General features: G+C 68.0%; 12 protein-coding genes and 1 pseudogene. 7 read left to right on the top strand and 6 right to left on the bottom strand.

What is annotated here, in order from left to right; all coding sequences use genetic code 11:
* A pseudogene (locus BLQ75_RS05080) lies at positions 1 to 270 on the bottom strand (Crp/Fnr family transcriptional regulator); the annotation flags it as partial.
* A gap of 553 nt (positions 271 to 823) precedes the next feature.
* On the opposite strand from BLQ75_RS05080, the gene BLQ75_RS05075 reads away from it, so the two are divergent.
* Genes BLQ75_RS05075 through BLQ75_RS05065 form a run of 3 tightly spaced genes read left to right on the top strand, consistent with a single transcriptional unit; the run spans position 824 to position 3,067 of the window.
* Positions 824 to 1,114: a helix-turn-helix domain-containing protein gene (locus BLQ75_RS05075; protein ID WP_092599581.1), complete on the top strand. Its 291-nt coding sequence runs from the start codon at positions 824 to 826 to the stop codon at positions 1,112 to 1,114.
* Between the two features lies 1 nt (position 1,115).
* Complete coding sequence (locus BLQ75_RS05070; protein ID WP_092598567.1) at positions 1,116 to 1,886, top strand: bestrophin-like domain; 771 nt, start codon at positions 1,116 to 1,118, stop codon at positions 1,884 to 1,886.
* Positions 1,883 to 3,067 carry a hypothetical protein gene (locus BLQ75_RS05065; protein WP_139182913.1) on the top strand — a complete coding sequence of 395 codons (1,185 nt, stop codon included), beginning with the start codon at positions 1,883 to 1,885 and terminating at the stop codon, positions 3,065 to 3,067. The genes BLQ75_RS05070 and BLQ75_RS05065 overlap by 4 nt, the downstream gene beginning before the upstream one ends.
* A gap of 46 nt (positions 3,068 to 3,113) precedes the next feature.
* Here BLQ75_RS05065 and BLQ75_RS05060 read toward each other — a convergent pair whose 3' ends face one another.
* Entirely contained in the window at positions 3,114 to 3,926 is an 813-nt protein-coding gene (locus tag BLQ75_RS05060; protein WP_170837342.1) for a metal-dependent hydrolase, read from the bottom strand.
* 282 nt (positions 3,927 to 4,208) lie between these two features.
* On the opposite strand from BLQ75_RS05060, the gene BLQ75_RS05055 reads away from it, so the two are divergent.
* The gene (locus tag BLQ75_RS05055) at positions 4,209 to 5,474 is read left to right on the top strand and encodes an MFS transporter (RefSeq protein ID WP_092598558.1); all 1,266 of its coding nucleotides are present in this window, start codon (positions 4,209 to 4,211) and stop codon (positions 5,472 to 5,474) included.
* A 35-nt stretch (positions 5,475 to 5,509) separates the two neighbouring features.
* On the opposite strand, the gene BLQ75_RS05050 is transcribed toward BLQ75_RS05055, so the two are convergent.
* A complete protein-coding gene (locus tag BLQ75_RS05050) occupies positions 5,510 to 5,785 on the bottom strand; it encodes a hypothetical protein (protein ID WP_170837341.1) in 276 nt (91 codons plus the stop codon).
* A 264-nt stretch (positions 5,786 to 6,049) separates the two neighbouring features.
* Between BLQ75_RS05050 and BLQ75_RS05045 the strand changes: the two genes are divergently transcribed.
* Together BLQ75_RS05045 and BLQ75_RS05040 are read left to right on the top strand one after the other, a co-directional pair.
* Positions 6,050 to 6,382: a tRNA-binding protein gene (locus BLQ75_RS05045; RefSeq protein WP_092598551.1), complete on the top strand. Its 333-nt coding sequence runs from the start codon at positions 6,050 to 6,052 to the stop codon at positions 6,380 to 6,382.
* 350 nt (positions 6,383 to 6,732) lie between these two features.
* Complete coding sequence (locus tag BLQ75_RS05040; RefSeq protein WP_170837340.1) at positions 6,733 to 7,359, top strand: NPP1 family protein; 627 nt, start codon at positions 6,733 to 6,735, stop codon at positions 7,357 to 7,359.
* Between the two features lie 42 nt (positions 7,360 to 7,401).
* Here the strand turns inward: BLQ75_RS05040 and BLQ75_RS22960 are convergent, their stop codons facing one another.
* The gene (locus BLQ75_RS22960) at positions 7,402 to 8,241 is read right to left on the bottom strand and encodes an alpha/beta hydrolase (RefSeq protein WP_425286437.1); all 840 of its coding nucleotides are present in this window, start codon (positions 8,239 to 8,241) and stop codon (positions 7,402 to 7,404) included.
* 258 nt (positions 8,242 to 8,499) lie between these two features.
* Between BLQ75_RS22960 and BLQ75_RS05030 the strand changes: the two genes are divergently transcribed.
* Positions 8,500 to 9,249, top strand: coding sequence for a class I SAM-dependent methyltransferase (locus BLQ75_RS05030; RefSeq protein ID WP_092599578.1), 750 nt, complete (start codon positions 8,500 to 8,502; stop codon positions 9,247 to 9,249).
* Positions 9,250 to 9,436: 187 nt separating this feature from the next.
* Here the strand turns inward: BLQ75_RS05030 and BLQ75_RS05025 are convergent, their stop codons facing one another.
* Entirely contained in the window at positions 9,437 to 10,441 is a 1,005-nt protein-coding gene (locus tag BLQ75_RS05025) for a LacI family DNA-binding transcriptional regulator (RefSeq protein ID WP_092599575.1), read from the bottom strand.
* 229 nt (positions 10,442 to 10,670) lie between these two features.
* On the bottom strand, positions 10,671 to 13,670 hold the full coding sequence (locus tag BLQ75_RS05020) for a glycoside hydrolase family 3 protein (RefSeq protein ID WP_092598548.1): 3,000 nt from the start codon (positions 13,668 to 13,670) through the stop codon (positions 10,671 to 10,673).
* Positions 13,671 to 13,976: the final 306 nt, after the last annotated feature.

Raw genomic sequence — 13,976 nt, 5'->3', positions numbered from 1 at the left:
CTCCCGCAGCTCCTGCGGGATCACCCGCACCTGCGCGCCGGTGTTGGTAAACGTCAACCGCCCGTCACCGAGCAGGTACGTCAACCTCCGGTTGACCCGGTAGACACCGCCGTTGGCCTGGGTCCAGGGCAGCATCCGCAGCAGCCACCGCGAGGTGATCCCCTGCATCTGCGGCGCCGACTTCGTCGTCGTCGCCAGGTTGCGAGCGGCCTCGGTTCCCAGGCTCAGTCGCGAGCGCGTGTCGGCCCCGGTCGGATCCACTGTGGTCACTTTCTGTTCCGCCAATCTTGGTCGCGTTACCACGTCGAAAACAGCGAAGAAAACGAAGGAATGGTAGACATACGTACCCGGCCGCCGTCCCCGAGGAGCCGGCCGGAATAGAAAAACGAACCGGAAATATTTTCACCGTCTGGCGATTTCGAGATTAGCAGCCGGAAACGAGCGGGAAAAGTCACCCGAAAGTGGAAGGGTCTGACTCCTTTTTGTGGTTTGCGCTGTCGCTTGAATCTCACTGAATCGGACGCCTGGTGGAGGCTCAGCGTGGTCGACAATCCGCCGGAAGTGTTCCCGCGCCCGTCGAGGATGTGATTTTCGGCATCGAAGGACGCGGCGTTCGGCTCCGCTTGTCCGAATGAATGCTCCATCCGAGGGAGCAGGACCGTGCTGCACCATTCGGCGGGACGGTTGTCAGCACGGCGGCCAACCGCTACCAATGTTTCACGAAGCTCGTTCTTTGCCTGCCACGGATTTTTCGGGATTGTCGAAATTTTCTCGGCACGGACGAGCGGGGAAATCTGTTTTCGGTTCTGTGAAGGAGTGGCAGTTGAGGTGGAACCTGCGGCTGGTGGCCGCGCACCGCGGTATCTGGAAAGCGGGGGAGCTGCAGAGCAGGCTGGCCGAACACGGCTTGACGGTCTCGGCGGGCAAGATGTCGGGCTTGTGGTCCGGCACGCCGGTCAGTCTGAAACTGTCCGAGTTGGACGTCATCTGCGCGGCACTCGACTGCGAGATCGGTGACCTGCTCGTGCCGGAGCCCCCCGCGATGCGGTTCGGTGAACCGGCCAGCAGATCCCGCCCGATGGAGCTTCCCGACGATCGGCGCACGGGGACCTGATTTGAACACCTACATCAGTGGAGTGCTGTGGGTGCTGGCCGCCGCCGTGCTGGCGGGCCTGGTCGGTTACCTGGTACGCCGCTTCGGACTCGACGAGGGCAGGCCCGGAAACAACGATGCCGCCGGCCAGGTCTTCGTCATCGTCAGCGGCATGCACGCCGTGGTGCTGGCCTTCGTCATGGTGACTCTTTTCGACGCCGTGGGAGTCGCGCGGGAGGGGGCGTACCGGGAGGCCCGAAGCCTGGTCACCGTCTCGTGGGCCGTCGAAGCGCTCTCCGAGGACGACGCCGAACGGGTTCGCACCCTCAGCGCCTCCTACGCCCGCACCGTCATCGAACAGGAGTGGCCCAGCATGCGCCGGGACGAGAACACTTCCGGAAACGGTTGGAAGCAGCTCGAGCGCATCCGCGAGGTCATTCTGCGGACCCCGGCCAGCGGTGAGTGGCAGGAAGGCCGCAAAGCCGAGGCGATGGACCGGCTGCGCACCGTCCACCAACAACGCCAGGAGAGGCTGACCCTGGCCTTCAACCGCGACGTCTCGGCGGTGGTGTGGTTCGTTCTCGTCCTCGGCAGCGTGCTGGTGGTTCTGCTGCCCAACCTCTTCGGCGGAACGCGGCTGATACCGCACGTCGTGATCGTGTCCACCCTGGCGGGCACTCTCGCGCTGCTGGTGTTCGCGATCTACCACCTGCAGAACCCGTTCGCCGGTGACTCACGGATCGACCCGACGGCGTTCCGGTGGGCACTCGAACGGCTCGGTGCCGGTCGTTGAGAGCGGGCTGGCGTGGCGTTCGCGTGCTCGCGGCCTCGTGGAGCGCCCTGGCGCTGCTCGCGACGCTCACTCCCGTGGTGGCGGCACAGGAGGACGCTCCCTCGGACTGCGCGCTGCTGCACGTCGCCACCACCTCGGCAGAACCCACACTTCGACGTGTCACGGTGCCCGAGGCCACCAGCACGTCGCTTCCACCACCGGAGGTGGCGATCGAAGCCCTGGGGTACGCGCGGCGCCAACACAGCGCCTACGGCATCACCAGCACCGGCACGTTTCCGTTCCGGACGGGCAACGTCGTCACCCTCGAGCGCGAGGGGACGGTGCACGAGCTCGGACCGTTGCGCCACCGAGCCCCACTGCCGGGAGTGTGGCACGGCGACATCCGGGCCGGGGCGATCTCCGGGGACGAGTGGTATCTCGTGGCGGGCAACCGTCTCTACACCGTCAACATCGACCCCGACAGTCCCGACTACCTCAGCGTCATCGACGGCACCTGGCTGCCACCGTGGCTCTTTCCGCTCACGATCGGCGACATCGCCGTCACCCCACGACAAACCCTGCGCACCGTGACGACCAACCACCACCACGAGGCGATGGTGGTCGAGATCGCCATCCCGAACGCGACGATCGTCTCGGCCGAGCCGGTGGCACTGCCCCCCGCGAGCTACGGGGCGATCGTGCTCGGCCCGCGTGGCGCGACCTACGCCATCGCCGACAACGTGTCCGGACACAGCAGGCTCTACCGAATCGGCGCCGAGCGGAGCGAGACCGTCGAACTCTCCCGGGGGCGCCCCCTGCGCCGTAACGACGCGGCGGGATGTCTGCCTTCCCGACCATCCCCACCCCCGACGTCGCCTCCACCGCCCTCGAAACCTTCGCCGCCCGATCCACCACCACGGGAAACGACACCGCACACCCCGCCGTCGAACGTTCCGCCGAGCGCTGGCACCCCATCGCCAGAGCCCACGAGCCCACCGACCGGCACCACACCGACGTCCCCGCCGGGACCGTCACATCCCACGACCACCCCGCCACCGCCGGAACCGAGCCGAGGCGCGCTGCCGCCCCCACCCAACCCCCGGCCCGTGCGAGAGCTCGACACCGCCACCAAACGCCAGTGGGTACTGGCCACACTGTTGTTGATCATCGGATCCGGAGTGGTGGTACGACGTCTGCGCTGACCCGCCGTCGAGTGAGAGAGGACTTCCCCGAACGTGCCCACCGGCTTCACACCGGGGAGGCCAGCAGGCTGGTCAGCGTGGGCCAGGCGACGAACGCCGCGACCACCAGGCATCCCGCCTCGACGAACTTCTCGACCCCGGCCCCGGCCGGGAAGCGAAGCGAGCGGGGAAGCACGTGCTGCCTGTCCCAACGGGCGCCGGGACAGCCGGAACCGCCACGACAGCGATCGCAGCTGCGTTTGAGCGGCCACACGAACGGGATCCCCGAGTTGGTGGCCCCGTCCCCGACGCTGTGCACGATCATTCCCAACGTCACGATCGCGCCCAGCCACACCCCCGCGTCGGCCACGGCGCGAGCGTAGACCAGCGCCGCGATGGCCAACAGCGCGTACAACGGTGGCGCGGCGCGCCGTTGCAGGTGCAACGCGCCCCGCACCCCACCGGGCAGCGACCAGCGCAGCGAACGCAGCGCGGCGCTGGTGAGCACGTACACCGCGACGATGCCCACCCACTTCGACGCCAGGGTGGCACCGGCGAGCGCGGCCCCCACCAGCATCGCGAACACCGGCGTGTGGATCAGACCCCTGTGCTCGCCGGTCTTGCCGGAGGCTCTGGGATCGTGCGGTAACCGGGTCCGGCGATACGTCCACCGTGCCAGGGTCTGCAACAGCTCCGCCGCCCCCCGGGTGAGCGGACCGGCTGATTTGGTGATCGTGGACTGATCGTGGTCGATATCGGGCAGGAGAGCCGCCCCCGCGCCCGCCAGCGCCCCCAGGGCGATTCCCGGTGGGGTGGGTTGGGCGATACTGGCCACCGTGGTGCCGGTCAACAGGCCCGTGGCGGCGTGCGCACCGTTCATCATCGAAAAGGACCGTTCCGCGTGTCGGGAGAATCGGGCCGGAGACCGTGAGTTCGGCCGCCGGCCGGAGGCCTTGGTCGGCCCCGAGGAACAAGATCACATCCACTGCGGACTCCGACGTCGGGGCGCTTGAGCGGGACCGGATCCTCCGGCGAGTGATACCCTGCGGCGAGGCTCCTCGACGCGCCGTTCTCCGGACCGGCTTCCCCGGTCGTGGCGCACCACGCTCGCTTCCACGTCCTCGTGCGCTCCTGAGACTCCCCGCACAGCCGAGAGTGCCCCATGAACGTGTTCGACAGGCTGCTCGACACCCGCCCGTTGCGCTTTCATCCCGCGTTCCGCAGGTGGTGGGCCGGCAACGCGCTGTCCGTCTTCGGTGGACAGCTGACCACGGTGGCCGTGCTGTACCAGATCTGGGACAGCACCGGCAGCTCCGTGGCGGTGGGAAGCGCGGGTCTCGCGCGCGCCATACCGGTGGTGCTGTTCGGACTGATCGGTGGAGCGGTGGCCGACAATCTCGACCGCGGACGCCTGGTGCTGCTGACCAGGACGGGAGAGCTCCTCGCGGTCGGCCTGCTGACCGCACAGGCACTGGCCGGTGTCCGCTCGCTGTGGTTGTTGCTGGCACTGGTGCTGCTGCAGGCCGGTTGCGCGGCCACGGGGGCGGCCGCCCGCCGGAGTCTCACCGCGCGGCTGCTCACCGGACAGCTGCTCTCGGCGGGAGTGGCGCTGAACCACCTCGGATTCCAGGTGGCCATGCTCGTGGGCCCCACCGTCGCGGGCCTGCTCATCGCCGAGTGGGGGGTGAGCGGCTGCTACCTGCTGAACACGGTGACCTTCGCGCCCGCGATCTACGCCGTGCTGCGACTGCCCGCGATGTGGCCGGAGATCACCGAGCCCCGCCGAGGACGGGAAACGATCGGGGAAGGTCTCCGCTTCGTCGCCGGCAGGCCGGAGCTGCGCGGCGCGTTTCTCACCGATGTACTGGCGACGGTGCTGGCCATGCCGACCGTGCTGTTCCCGATGATCAACGAGCAGCATTTCGGCGGCGGCCCCGACACTCTCGGACTGTTCTGGTCGGCCCTGTCGTTGGGAGGCATCGTGGCCGGGGCTCTTTCCGGGCTGATCACACGCCTGCCTCGCCCCGGCGTGGTGATGCTGGGCGCGGCCGGGGTGTGGTCGGTGGCCCTGGCCGGGTTCGGCACGAGCCAGCTGCTGTGGCCGCTGCTGGGCTGCCTGGCTCTGGGAGGGGCGGCCGACACGATCTCGGTGATCGCGCGGGGATCGCTGGTTCAACTGGCCACACCGGATTCCCACCGCGGCCGGGTCAGTTCCGTGGACCACATCATCGGCGCTTCCGGACCCGATGTGGGCGAGTTCCGCGGTGGTCTCGTGGCCGCGGCGAGTTCAGCCTCGTTCGCCGCCGTGTCCGGTGCGCTCTGCTGCGGTCTGGGAGTCGCCGCGCTCGCCGCTACGAACCGACCGCTGCGGCGCTTCAACGCCTTCGCAGGCCGTTCGAAGGAAACGCAGGCTCCTGCCGAGACGTGAAACCACCACTGATCACCGGAAAGCACCACCGCCGCTCATCCGGACCGATCCGATTCGAGTACGGCCCGGATGTCGTTGAGCCAGCCGGTGAACTCGAACGCCGACAGCCGCGCTTGCTCGCAGACCAGCTCGGTGGCCGTTTCAGTGCTGTGGTTCGTCGACTCCAGCCACGCACGGTCACGCAGCACCAGGGCCACCGCGAGCTGCTCACCAACCGGCCACTGCCGGGACGGCCTTCCCGCGTTGTGCTCGCGTGCCCACCGGCACCGTTCGGTGATCTCGTCCTTGGTCATCCTCACGACCTCCGCCACGTCTCGTGCCACCGTGTTCTGCCTCGGCGGAAAATCCCGACGCGGTTTTCCGGCCGAGCCCAGCGCAACGTATCACCGACGCGGCACCCCCTCCCGGCCCGAGCGGCCGGCACCTCACCGCGAACCGCCGCCGCAGGGGATGAGCTCTCGGCGCCCGCGCCGCCCCGTGTCCGGCCCGGAACGCGAAGACGCCGAGAGGCGAGATGCTACCGTCCTCCGCGCCCGCTGTTCTCCGAACCACGACGCCAGCAGGAGCACCCGCTGATGGCTGATTTCGAGGGATTCCGACGATTCGACATCAGGGTGGGCAGAATCGCCCGTGTCGAACCGCACGACCGGGCCCGTACCCCTGCTTACAAAATGTGGATAGATTTCGGTCCGGAGCTGGGGACCAGGACCAGCTCGGCACAGTTGTGCGACAACTACACGGCCGAGGAACTTCCCGGAAATCAGGTGGTCTGCATCGTCAACCTGCCGCCGCGCCGAGTGGCGGGTTTCGACTCCGAAGTGCTCGTGCTCGCTTCCGTCAGCGCCGAGGAGGGCACCGTGCTGCTGCAACCGGGACAGGAGGTCACCCCCGGCGCCCGAATCGCCTGACTCGTCCCGCGGCGTCCTGTCCTGCCGTACCGGACCACGTCTCGACGATCCTCTTTCACGTTGCGTTCAGCGCCGTGTCTCGCGGGTGTACGGCGCGATCACTATGTTCAGCGGTTGTCGCCATCGCAACGAACCGAAAGGGGATCGCGTGGACAGCGACGCACCCTCGACGAGCGCTCTCGAGTCGTCCGTTCGTTTCGGACGAGGACGTGTCGGCCGACGCCTGTCGCGGGCATTCTCCGTGGTGGGCGGCACGCTCGCGCTGTTGGCGGTTCTGCCGGGAACCGCCCTGGCCGAGACCGTGCCCCCCCGAGATCCCGGCCAGCTTCGCCGTCGCGGACGAGAAGTGGATGCCCGCCTTCGACTACGACGGGGACGGTTGCTACCCCAGCGTGGCGGTCGGGGCCGACGGGACGCTGAACACCGGGCTGAACAACTCCGGAGCACTGGATGGTCAGTGCCACGACCCGTCCGATCTGGTCAACTCCAACGTCTACGCTCGCGCCAAGCGCGACAACGGGTGGCAGGCCTACCTCTACGACATGTACTTCCAGAAGGACCAGGCCGTGCCGGGAATCGACGCGTTCGGCCACCGGCACGACATCGAACACGTGGTGGTGTGGGTGCACGACGGCAGCGCCCGGTACGTGTCCACCTCCGCCCACGGCGACTACGACGTTCACCCGGCCGCCGAGGTCGGCTGGGACGGCAGCACCCACGCCAAAGTCGTCTACCACAAGGACGGGCTCGGCACCCACGCCTTCCGACTCGCGGGCGAGGACGAACAGCCCGAGAACGACTGGAACGCCTGGCACTACCCGGACCTGGTGAGCTGGCACCGCTTTCCCGGCGAGACCCGTTCGATCCTGACCGGGGCCGACTTCGGCAGCGCCGGCCTGGCGATCAGCGACGGCGCCTTCCAGGACAACCTCAGCAGCGCCAAACCGGAAGGAGTCCCGTTCGACCCCTACGCGTGATCCGGACCCGCGAAGCGGCCGGTGCCGGGTTCTGGGACCACCTCACCGTGGCGAACCGTGCTGAGGTGCCGAGTCGGCGGTCGACCGGCGCACCGCCTGCCCGTTGTCCCAGCGCGGTGCCCGCGCGGGCGCAGCGGGAGACGTCCGCCCCACCGCGGGCGAGGCCGAGCGGGCCCGGCCGAAGACCACGACCGAATCGCACTTCCCGGCGCTGGTGATGCCGCCGAAACACCACCAGTGGCCGGAACTCCTCACATCGGGGCTCCCGCAGCCGTGACCAGCCACGAATCCGTGGGCTTCGACTGCCCTGCCTCGGTCGCCGCCCGCTTCGACATCATCACCGTTGCGCGACCCCGGACGATGGGAAACCGGGTGCACGTCGATCCCGCCACCACTTCGGCGGCCGGTCACGCGGACCTGGTCGCGCACCTCAGCCGTGCGCTGCGCGGCGATGGCCTCCAGCGCCCCCAGCGGATCGTAGTTCACGAAGCCCTCGCGCATCAGCCGGCCGACGTTGCCCGGGGTCACGGCACCGAGTGCCTTGATCCGCCGCTCGGTCATCGTCGCGTTGATCGCGTACCCACCTCCACCGCAGATGCCCAGCACACCGATCCGGTTCTCGTCGACGTAGGGCTGGGTGACCAGGTAGTCGATCACGTAACTGAAGTCCCGTACCCGAAAGGCCGGATCCTCGGTGAACCTGGGTTCACCACCGCTCGCGCCCTGGAAGCTCGCGTCGAAGGCGATCGCGACGAATCCCTGCCGTGCCAGCTCCACGGCGTAGACGTTGCCCGCGGTCTGCTCCTTGCAGCTGCCGGTGGGGTGGGCACTGATCACCGTGGCGTAGGTCCGATTGCGGTCGAAATCCGGCGGAAAGTGGATGTCGGCCGCGATGTCCAGGCCAACGCCTTGATGTTCACGTGCTCGACGTTGTCGGAAGGCATGCTGCTCACTCCTCGTGTTTGCCGCATCGGTCCGGCGGTAGCGGCCGTTGACCAGCGACTTCGATGTCGCACACCTCCAATGTGGGGTGGCGGGGCGCCGTGTGGCAGGGACAGTTTCCTCCCGGGAAGCTCCTCGCCCCGCCGTACGGGAGGAGCCGGCGTCGACACCCCCAAGAAAATGAATATCATTTTCAATATGGTTGACCCCCGGATCGAGACAGCACGAGGGCGGTCCCTGCTGGAGACCCTCCCGGAGCCGCTGCCCGCCGAACGGATCATCGCGCTGAACCAGCCCGGGACCGACCTGCACAGCCATCGCGAGTACGAATGGAACGGACTGCGCTTCGAGGCGCCACCGGGTGTCTTCCTACCAGGGCATACCAGCCGGATGATCTACGACCGGCTGTTCGACGGCAGGATCGAAGTGCGCGGCCGTCGCTACGTGGCGATGGGAGTCGGGCTCGGCGTCGAAACCGTCGCCGCCGGACTGGCCGGAGCACGGCGGATCCACGCCGTGGACGTGCACCCCGACAGCGTGACCACCGCCGCTCACCACTTCGAGCGGCACGTCGCTCCTGCGGGATCCCCGGTCTTCGTGCCCGTGGTGGCCGACGTCTTCGAAGGCTTCCCCGAAGGAGTCCAGAGCGACCTCATCACCTTCAATCCACCCGCCGTGAGCCACCCCGTCAGCGACGATCCCGACATCGTGCGCAACGTGTGCGTGGGAGCACCGCTGCTGGAGCGGTTCTTCACCCAGCTCGCCGAACGCGAGATCCTGGCACCCGGCGGTGAGGTCTTCGTCGTCGCCTCCACCACCGCCGATCTGCGTGGCATCGTGGGACACGCCCTCGTGCACGGCTTCGTGCCGGAAGTCCGCGACCTGCACGACTGGCAGGACGGCGTGGTGACCCATCTCTTCCGGTTCGTCCGGGGAGACGCCTCGTGAGCCGCCACCAAGAGAGCGGTTCCGAGCGTCCACCTCTCGGTCACCGGGGACACACCGCTCGAACACCCCCTTCTCATGGGCGAAGACTCCGAGCCCGCGCCCGGTTGCGGCCCGGTGGACGAACGGATGCCGACGAGAACCGGCCAGTAAACGTCGACCGCGATAACGACGAGCAGCGCTGCGCCGCTCAGTGGCGCTGCGCGGTACTCCGGGCCGGTGTGAGCCGAGGGGAAAGCAACCGAACCTCGGGGGACTTCACCCCTTCGAGTTCACGCATCGCCATTTCCACCGCGAGCGCTCCGATGTCGCCGGAGGGAAGCGGCACCGTGGTCAGGGGGATCGGCCAGTTGGCGGCCATCTCGTCGGGACTGACCGTCACCACCGAGACGTCCTCGGGAACCCGCATGTCACGGTTGCGCAGTTCGGACAGCAGGGTGCCGAGCGCCGCCTCGTTGTGCACCACCAGCCCGGTGACTCGTGGCTGTTCGACGAGGATCCCGTCGAGACAGTCACGCACCCCCTCGTAGGAGGGAGCGCAGGGTTGGCTGGAGGTGTGCAGCCCCCGTTCCCGTGCTGCCGTGGTAAATCCCCGCAGGAAACGGGTCGCGAAGCTGGTGCCGCGTTCGTAGACGGCGGGCGACGGGCCGACCAGGGCGATGTGCTCGTGGCCGAGGTCGGCCAGATGGTGAACGCACCGCTTCGCCGCGGCGGAGAAGTCGAGATCCACGCAGGACAGCTCCCCCGGCTCGTCCGGGAGCCCGATCAGCACCGTGGGGCAGGACAGCGACCGCGACACCGGAATCCGCGGATCGTCGACCTCGACGTCCATCACCAGCAGTGCGTCGGCCATCGCCGAGTTGGCCACCCGACGCAGGCCCTCCGGCCCCTCGTCGTTGGTCAGCAACAGCACGTCGTAGTCGTACTTGCGCGCGGCGGTGACCACCGAGGTCACGAAGCCCATCAGGACGGGAACATCGATGTCGGTGCGCAACGGCATGATCAGCGCCAGTACGTTGGTGCGGCTGCTGGCCAGCGCGCGGGCTCCCGCATGGGGATGGTAGCCGAGCCTGTGGATGCTGGCCTCCACACGGCGCCGCGTCTCCGGCGAGATCGACCGCTTCCCGGACAGCACGTAGGAGACGGTGCTGGAGGATACCCCAGCGTCCTGTGCTACGTCGGCGATGGAGACCATCTCGTCCTCCGGCGTGGGTGTCGAACCGCATCGAACGATGTCGCTGTCGAGCAGTTTAGGCGGGAGCGATTCAGCCACCGACACTGCCGCCTTCGGACGGCACGAACACCGAGCGGTGCTGGGAACATGCCACTCAACGGAGGCGCACCCCCACTCGCCGTTCTCGTCCGGTTCGCCGAGCTCCTCGAAGCGGTTCGACCCCGGCAGGCGACGGGTTTCTGCTGACGCCCTAACGTTCGATCCGGAAGGTGGCCAGCCCGAGCGTGCCCTCCAGGAGCAGGTAGAGGTCCCGACGACCGCGTCCGTCCGCCAGCGCGGACCGAACCCTGCGGTAGGTGTGCTCGTCCCCGGTAACCGGTACGGTCACGCCCCCTAGCTCCCTGCCGTCCGGACCATCGAGCCGCACACTGACGCGTGAGGAATGTGCGGAGCCGTTCGCCGCCAACGCGGTGATCGCGCTCGTGCCCCCCGCGAGGTCGACGTCGCGGAAACGGATCCACCCGCCACCCGAGGCGGTGACCACGGTGCCGTGCTGTTCGCCGCGCTCGGTGAGCGTGACGCCGGAGTAGTCGTCGAAGTTCACCGCGGCCGTCTCCCGGTACGGATTCCGCGGCGGGATGGTCTCGCCCAGCACGCGCAGGAAGAGCCGCTGCCGGATGTCGGCGCTGGAAGCCCCGAGCAGCAGATCGTGCGTGGTCGCTTCGACCACCCATTTCTCCCTGGTGACGTCCCAGTGCGCGAGCTCGGTCGCCCGCAGCTTGAAGGTCACGGTCCGACTCTCGCCCGTTTCGAGCCTGATCCGTCGAAAAGCGCGCAACCGCTTGTGGGGCTGCGGGTCGCGGGACCACCGCTGGTGGGTGTAGAGCTGCACGACCTCCTCGCCCGCGTGTCGACCGGTGTTGGTCACGGTCACGCTCACCCTGACCGTCCCGTCCGCGGGGAGCACGGGGGTGCTCAGTCGGGGAGCGGTGTAGTCGAAGGTGGTGTAGGACAGTCCGTGCCCGAACGGGTACAGCGGCGTCGCCGTGGAGTACTGGTAGGTGCGTTCGGCCCTGATGATGTCGTAGTCGAGGATGTCGGCGAGGTCCTCCGCGGAGCGGGGCCAGGTCTGGGTGAGTCGTCCGGCCGGGTTCGCCTCGCCGAAGAGCACGTCGGCCAGCGCGTTGCCGGTTTCCGCGCCGGCGTGGGTGGTCCACAGGATCGCGGCCACGTTGTCCTGCGCCCAGGTGATCGTGGTGGGATAGCTGTTCTGCAGCACCAGCACGGTGTTCGGGTTGACCCCGTGCACCCGCTCCAGCACCGCCTGCTGCGTGGGCGCGAGGTTCATGTCACGCCGGTCGTCGCTCTCCCGTCCGTTGATGAACGGCATGCTGCCCGCCACGACGATCGCCGCGTCGGCGCCTTCGGCGGCCTCGACGGCCTCGTCGTTTCCACTCCGCACCACCTCGCGGGTGAAGGTGGTCGCCCCGCTCGGGGAGGAGGCACCGACGCGCAGTCGACCGTCCTCGTCGACGACGACGTACTTCGCGTCGCCGAACCACGACTCGCCGACGTCGTTGCCGGCGTACTGCAGGACGTGGCCCCCGCCGTCGGCGATCAGTTTGAACTGCTCTCGCACGTACCACCCGTGGGGCTGGTCGGCGTCGTTGACCAGCGTGCGTTCCGAGCCGAACGAGACGTACTTGCCGTTCGACACCGCCCGCAGGGTCACGATCTCCTCGCCCCAGCCGAAGACGTCGAACCGCGTGGCGGTGTCCGTGTCCGTGGTGATCCGCAGGGGGTGTTCGTCCGTCCCGGCGGTGACGCGGCGTCCGTCCGGTGCCTTCAGGACGATCCTGTCCACGCCTTCGGTGGAAGTCACCGTTGTCTCCGGGTCGAGTGCCGCGGTGATGCCGTCCAGCGGTGTCACCGCGTAGGGCAGGTTACCGGAGTACCAGTCGGTGTAGAGGGTGTCGGCGAGCTGGCCGATCACGGCGATCCGCCGTACTCGGTCGCGCCGCAGTGGCAGCGCACTCCGGTCGTTCTTCAGCAGCACGGTCGCCGCCGTCGCGGCCCGCCTGGCCAGCGCGCGATGGTCGGGACTGTCCACGACTCGCTTGTCGATCCGCCCGTACGGGCCGCCGTGCGGGTCGAACTCTCCGAGTCGGAACCGCACACTCAGGATGTGCCGAACGGCCCGGTCCACATCGGTTTCGGTCAGCAGCCCCCGTTCGAGCGCGGTCTTGACCGCGTTGATCGTCTTGCCCGAGTCGGTGTCGTCGACGGTGAAGCTGTCCAAACCGGCCTTGAGGATCGCCGCGTCGGCCTCCGGTTGGGTCGCGTAGTAGTGCTGGCTTCCGGTGAGGTTGTTGGGGCCACCGGCGTCGGTGACGTTGAACAGGGGGCGCGGTGCCCAGCTGCGCACCACCCCGTCGAAGTCGGGGTGGACGGTCATCGGCCTGCCGTTGACCAGGTTGTAAGCCGACATGAGCCCCGTGGCCGCACCGGCCGACAACGCCGGTTCGAAGGCGGCTTCGTAGTACTCGTGCTTGACCCGTGGCGGCAGCGTAGCCGAGGTGGTGTGGCGGTGGATCTCGTTGTTGTTGGCCAGATAGTGCTTGAGCACGGGAGCGGCGCGGAGCCGCTCGGGATCGTCCCCCTGGATACCGCGTCCGTACGCGGTGGAGATCACGCCGGTGAGATGCGGGTCTTCGGAGTAGCCCTCCTCGTTGCGCCCCCATCGGGGATCGCGCAACAGGTTCACCGTCGGCGCCCACAGTTGCAGCCCCCAGATGTGCGGGGCTTGCGAGTTGTATCCACGAGCCTCGGTGCCGACCGCCTCGCCCACGCGTTCGACCAGTTCCGGGTCCCACGTGCTGGCCAGGCCGATGGCCTGCGGGAAAACCGTGGCGGTCGCGGTGACCACCGCACCGTTCGCCGTTCTGTCATTGGACCACGCGAGACCGTGCAGCGCCTCGGTGCCGGTCTTGAACTCCGCGATCCCCAACCGGGGGATGGCCGGTTGGTACTGGTGCAGCAGCGCGACCTTCTCGTCGAGGTCGAGCCTTGCCAGCAGATCCTCGACCCGGGAGTCCAACGGCAGCGCGGTATCTCGGAAACCGGTCGTAGCGAGTTGTTCGGCCGAAGCACCGCGGGCGAGCGTCCCTCCCACCCCTGATCCGGCCGCGACCCCGGCGGCCAGGGAGAACAGACGGCGGCGGGAGAACGAAGCGGGTGGAACGGAACGCATGGACACAAACCACCTTCCGGAAACGTCGAACAATAGTCGAATCGCTTCGACAGTCATCCGATGGTTCTGTTCGCGGGAAGAACGCGATGCCGGAAACTGTGACACCAGCTGTATCACAGGTCAACAGCTCTTTTTGCAGTAATACCACTTCCAACCGAAGACTGTTCCGTCGCTGTCTTGTGTCTTGTGACATGCTGACCTAGCGTTGTTCACTCCGGAAAAATCGATGCGCTTCGACTTTCGAGACACTTCCGGATGCCGTGGGGATCCCCGGAAGTCGCCACATGGCGAAGTAGGGCGTAACCA

It is taken from the genome of Actinopolyspora xinjiangensis (assembly GCF_900104475.1).
GTDB classification, from domain to species: domain Bacteria; phylum Actinomycetota; class Actinomycetes; order Mycobacteriales; family Pseudonocardiaceae; genus Actinopolyspora; species Actinopolyspora xinjiangensis.
Note: the sequence above shows the minus strand (reverse complement) of the source record. Positions and strands in the feature narration are given on the sequence as shown.